Annotated in this window: 3 protein-coding genes; all 3 read left to right on the top strand. The window is 56.3% G+C overall.

The features are described from left to right. The first annotated feature begins 855 nt into the window (after positions 1-855). The 3 genes from IC50_RS37670 (at position 856) to IC50_RS37660 (ending at position 4,676) form a co-directional block, all read left to right on the top strand. The gene (locus tag IC50_RS37670) at positions 856-3,525 is read left to right on the top strand and encodes a PAS domain-containing protein (protein WP_011084527.1); all 2,670 of its coding nucleotides are present in this window, start codon (positions 856-858) and stop codon (positions 3,523-3,525) included. Next, on the top strand, positions 3,522-4,205 hold the full coding sequence (locus IC50_RS37665; protein WP_011084526.1) for a response regulator transcription factor: 684 nt from the start codon (positions 3,522-3,524) through the stop codon (positions 4,203-4,205). The genes IC50_RS37670 and IC50_RS37665 overlap by 4 nt, the downstream gene beginning before the upstream one ends. An 84-nt stretch (positions 4,206-4,289) precedes the next feature. Beyond that, positions 4,290-4,676: a response regulator transcription factor gene (locus tag IC50_RS37660; protein ID WP_014497989.1), complete on the top strand. Its 387-nt coding sequence runs from the start codon at positions 4,290-4,292 to the stop codon at positions 4,674-4,676. The last annotated feature ends 793 nt before the right edge of the window (positions 4,677-5,469 follow it).

Here is a 5,469-nt window from a genome sequence, read left to right as displayed (position 1 = left end):
GTTCCAAGAAAAGTGGGTACTAGCGAGAAAAGAGGCAGGAGCTTTTTCAGGGTTTCGCTTTCGCACTCAAGGGCTACCGGCCATCTGAACGCTTGTGCAACATTTTTGCCAAGCCGATGACGGGACTGACGGACTAGGTATTGGTCCGCCTACGAAGATCCATATGCACGTCGCTCCACTTGCCTCACGCGATTAAGGACGACGTAGGGATCCTGCGGACGCAGCTTGTCGTTCTCGTTACGATGCGCGCTGCGTTAGCAGAGCATGGTGGGTGTGATCAGCGTGAATGGCACTCGACAAAGCCGTGGCGAGTCATACGAGGCTGCCCTGCGTTCTGCGACGCCGCTCGCTTCCAGCGGAACCAGTTTTTCGCAGCTAAAGCGCGATAAGATTGGAACGAATCATCATCGCGCGTAGGACTCGCGCGACTCCGGCTTCTGTGTCGGCAGGCGAACTTGCGCTTTCTTCGCGGGAGCGGCTGAGTCGGGGAGACGAGTCATTGGGCAGCTTTTTTCTGATCCTTGCCGGTCCGGAGGCGCGCCTTCGAACCTATCGGCTGAACTGAAACCACTGTCCTCATTCCGCGGCCTAATGGGGCGCATTGGCCGTAGGCTCGAGCGATGCGCAAAAGCGGACGTTTCAGCTTCGACTAAAGTCGCGTCAGCGACACCTACTGAAGGTTTAGGACAAATATACGTATGTTTATAATGCGTTTTTTCCCCGCGCGTGCTGAGTTCGGCAGCCGATGATCGATCTTGCACACGCTATCATGCGGACCCAAGTGTTCAAGATTGCCTCATTTTTGCCTAAAATGCTATAGCTCTCCCGCCGGATAACAGGCCGGACGGTCTCAAAATGTATAGGATCAGCAGTTTCAAACGTTCAGCCCCTCAGTTGACCTTGGGCAGCATAGCGCTAGCCGCGGTTACACTGACTTGCGTGTACTTTCAGGCGCATTTCGCCGCCGCGGCGTTCGCCTATTTGTTAGTAGTCTTACTATTTTCGTTGATGGGCAGCTTCATTGCTTCATCAGCGCTTTGCATCGTCGCAATCGCTGCTCTCGCATACTACTTTGCGCCGCCGGCGTTTAGTTTACGAATCGATGATCCCCGCGATGTTCCTGTGGTTGTTGCATTTCTTATTGTCTCTGTTGTCGGAACGTACCTGATTGGAAAACTCCGCCAGGAAAGAGAGGCTGCACGTGTGGCTGCGGCCAAGCTTCAGCGGAGTGCCTCGGATTTGGAGGATCGTGAAAAACGGTGGCGCGCAATTTTCGAGCACAATCCAGCCATGTACTTCATGGTCGATGAGGCCGGCATTGTCCTCAACGTCAATACGTTGGGCGCGACACAACTGGGATTTGCTTGTGCAGAACTATTGGGCCAATCCGTGCTCGACGTATTTCTGGAGGAGGATCGCGCATTCGTCCGCAAATGCATTCAGACGTGTCTTGAGGATGTTGGACAATCGCGCACTTGGGACGTCCGGAAAGTCAGGAAGGACGGTTCTGTATTGTGGGTGCGTGAAAACGCCAAGGCCATGCTTTGGGCCGGCGACCGCCCCGTCATCCTCATGGCGTGCGAAGATATTACGGAGCGCAAGCAGACCGAGCTTGCGCTGCAGCGGAGCGAAGCGCATTTGGCTCACGCGCAGGAGTTGAGTCATACAGGCAGCTTCAGCTGGAACGCCTCTACCGGCGAGGCCTTCTGGTCTAAGGAGACATTTCGGATTTTCCAAATCGATCTTCAGACGACACCGGCGCCACAACTCGTCATTGAGCGCACGCACCCAGATGATAGGGCTTCTGTCAAAGAGATTATCGATGAAGCGATGCGAGACCTGAGGGATTTCGAGCACGAGTACCGGCTGCTGCTACCTGACGGCTCCGTGAAGCACATCCATGCGCAGGCACGAGTCACGCGAACCGCCTCTGGTGAAATTGAGTTTGTTGGGGCAGCCACCGATATTACGGCAGCTAGGCGAGCAGAACAGCAGTTGCGCCGAAGCGAGGCCTATCTGGCCGAGGCTCAGCATCTCACTCACACAGGCAGCTGGTCCTGGGACGTCCACACACGAGATTTCGTTTATCGCTCCGCTGAGGTCGACCGCCTGTTTGGCTTTAACCCACAAGAGCCGGTTTCGCTAGAGACTATTCGATCGCGCATCCATCCGGAAGACTTGCCAGGGTTGCAGGAGGTGCAGCGTCAGGCGATTGACCAGGAGCACGAACGGTTCGAATATGATTTCCGTGTTATTCTGCCAGATGGCGGGATAAGGCGCATACACTCCGTTGCACACGTTGTCGTCGGCAGCGATGGTAATGTCAGCGAGCTGATCGGAACACATATGGATGTTACCGAGCAACACGCAGCTAGGGAACGCTTGGAAAACACGCTTGTAGCGCTGCGCGAGAGCGAACAGCGCTTTCGCGACTATGCCGAGACTGCTTCCGACTGGCTCTGGGAAACCGGGCCAGATCATCGGGTCACTCACTTGTCCGAGCACACCAGCGCTGCGGGAATTTTGGCGACAGGGTTAACGGGCCTGCTTCGCTGGGACATCGCGTGCGACATGGAAGAAGAACCGGAGAAGTGGCGTCAGCATCGGGCGACGTTGCAGGCACACCTGCCGTTCCGGGATCTCATCTACCGTACCGTAAATAGGATGGGATCTCCGATCTACGTCCGCACTAGTGGCAAGCCCTTCTTCGACGGAAACGGAAATTTTTTGGGCTATCGCGGCGTCAGCACTGACATCACCGCTACCATTCGCGCTGATCAGGCCGAACAAGAGCTGCGAAAGGCACAGGCGGAGCTTGCACATGTGACGCGTGTAACGACCTTGGGAGAAATGACAACTTCTATCGCCCACGAGATAACCCAACCACTCGCCGCTATCCTCAGCAACGCCGATGCGTGCCTCGGCTGGATGGCTCGCGATGTTCCCAATCTTGCAGCCGCGCGCTCTTCAGTCGAATGGATCATAGAAGATGCAATCCGGGCAAGCGAGGTGATCCGTAGTATTCGCGCACTCGCGAAAAAGGGCGAGATCGAGATGGTGCCGCTCGACATTAATCAGGTGGTTAGGGACGTCAGCGCGCTGGTAACACGAGAGCTGGTGAGCCACCAAGTGACGTTGCGAAGCGAGTTGGCGTCTGCGCTGCCTAGGGTCCTCGGTGATCGAATTCAGCTACAACAAGTGATCATCAATCTGGTGATGAACGGAATCGAGGCCATGGACGCAGTTACAGACCGGCCGCGTGAACTTCTGATTCAATCATCTACGGACGATCTGGGGTACGTGCAGCTTTCCGTGACCGATTGCGGCGTCGGGATCGCCGAGAATGACGCGGACCGCGTCTTGGACCCCTTCTTCACCACCAAATCGAGCGGCCTAGGAATGGGCCTTTCGATCTGCCGGTCGATCGTGGAAGTTCACGGAGGACGAATTTCAGTGGTTCAGAAAAATGGACCGGGCGCGACGTTCCAGTTTGCCCTTCCGCTGCATAAGGAGGCCATCTCGTGACAGGACGATTTGACTGGAGAGGCCAAGGCGGACATACCGAGGCTTCGACGAAGGCAATCGTCTTTGTCGTCGAGGATGACATCTCTATGCGTCGCTCGCTTACGAACCTTTTTCGATCGGTAGGCTTGGAGGTCGTGGCGTTCGGATCGGCCCGTGAAATGCTGCAGAGCACAATGCCGGACGTCACAAGCTGTCTAGTTCTTGATGTCCGGCTGCCGGGCCTGAGCGGCCTTGACTACCAGACCGAGCTCGCCAGGTTGAACATACACATCCCAATCATCTTCATTACCGGCCATGGCGACATTCCCATGACCGTCAGGGCCATGAAGGGAGGCGCGGTCGATTTCCTCAGCAAGCCCTTCCGCGATCAGGAACTGCTTGATGCCGTCGTTGCGGCGACCGAACGCGATCGCAAAAGACGAGAAGCTCAGCGAACCGTGGCGAACCTGAAATCTCTATTTGAGACCCTAAGCCCGCGAGAACAGGCAGTGATGAAACTGGTCGCGACGGGGCTGATGAACAAGCAGGTAGCCGCCGAACTTGGGCTCGCCGAGATCACCGTCAAGATCTACCGGGGACACGTAATGAAAAAGATGCGTGCCCGCTCGCTGGCTGACTTGATCAGAATGAGCGAGACGCTCGGAATTAGCGCCAATCACACTGAACAAACCCAAGTATGATTTTACAATTCCATCACTTAAGCCCACTTTCGCGAAAGTGGCTGACGGTTTGGCAGCCGCTGTACTGCGTCGGGAGGGCTCATCTTGTCCACGCCTTTGATTTCCGTCGTTGACGACGACCCCTCGGTCCGTGCGGCGACAGAAAACCTTTTGAAATCGCGTGGCTACGTCGTGCAGATATTTGCCTCGGCCGAGGCGCTCCTGCGGTCGCCGCGGTTGAACGAGATATCCTGCGTCATAACTGATGTGCAGATGGCAGCGATGAGCGGGCTGGAGCTGCTGGCAGAGATGCGGACGCGTGGTTACCAAGCACCCTTCATTTTCATTACAGCTTTCCCCAACGAGCGCGTACGCGCGTCAGCCTTGGACGCCGGAGCGATCGGCTTCCTCGCCAAACCATTCGGCGTACAAGAGTTACTCAAGTGTCTCGACAGCGCACTGCAGGCATATGGCGACCGAGGCCGCATCTGATTCGATCAACTGCGCGTTCTTGTCCGATCTAACGACGATCACGCACCGGGCAACCTCTTTGCGGCCGGAACCGCGACCTGCCCTAACGTTATTAGGAGCTAATTCTTGCCCGCCAAAGCATTACCGGCTACTGTCGGCTGCAAAACAACCTTTGACCTTGCGAGAGACGGAGGGTACGCCGGCTCGATTCATTCCAGGTCGTGATCAAAGTAATGCCGGCCCAGAGCGATCAGCGCCCCTAGCATTTAACTCCACCTGGAGCGAAGCTATATGCTCCATTGCAGAGCGGTTCCCGAGAGCGCTCGGCAAGCACGAGATTGGTTGTGCTCAGCCCAGCCGCGGTGACGACGAAATGGAGCTTCGCCAGGACGCCCCTCATGTCTTGGTCACCGCTTTTCCGGTGAAAGCGCTTTGAACGATGCCCAGCCCAAGGAATTGTTACGTCCGCTGACGCGTGCGGGTTGGACTTGTCTATAGGGCCGCCGCTTCGTTATCGATTCCCAGCGCTCCGGCTATCGTCAAGCTCCCACATCATGTGTGGCAGACCTCTGGTCCAACCCGTCAAACGTGCTCGGCGCAACACGTCCCCACCACGGCCGGGCTATCACACAGGTGTCCTCGCCGCAGCGAGCATCGGCAGCAACTGGTTTGTACTGTAGCCCCCAATTTCTTAGGGCAAACAAATCAGTCAGCAACTGCTAAGCTAAGGAGGACCGAGGAGACAGCATTGATGTCTCCTGTGTCAGAACGTAACCTAAGTTCGTCTGAGCTATGCGGGATTTTGGGTGACGAG

The sequence above is a fragment of the Bradyrhizobium genomosp. I (2014) genome, assembly GCF_000261685.1.
Lineage (GTDB): Bacteria > Pseudomonadota > Alphaproteobacteria > Rhizobiales > Xanthobacteraceae > Bradyrhizobium.
The sequence above is the reverse complement of the archived record's forward strand: the minus strand, read 5'-3'. Positions and strand labels throughout refer to the sequence as shown.

Excerpts from the sequence above, each read along its gene's own strand:
- IC50_RS37670 (WP_011084527.1), top strand. The coding sequence starts at position 856 with ATGTATAGGATCAGCAGTTTCAAACGTTCAGCCCCTCAGTTGACCTTG.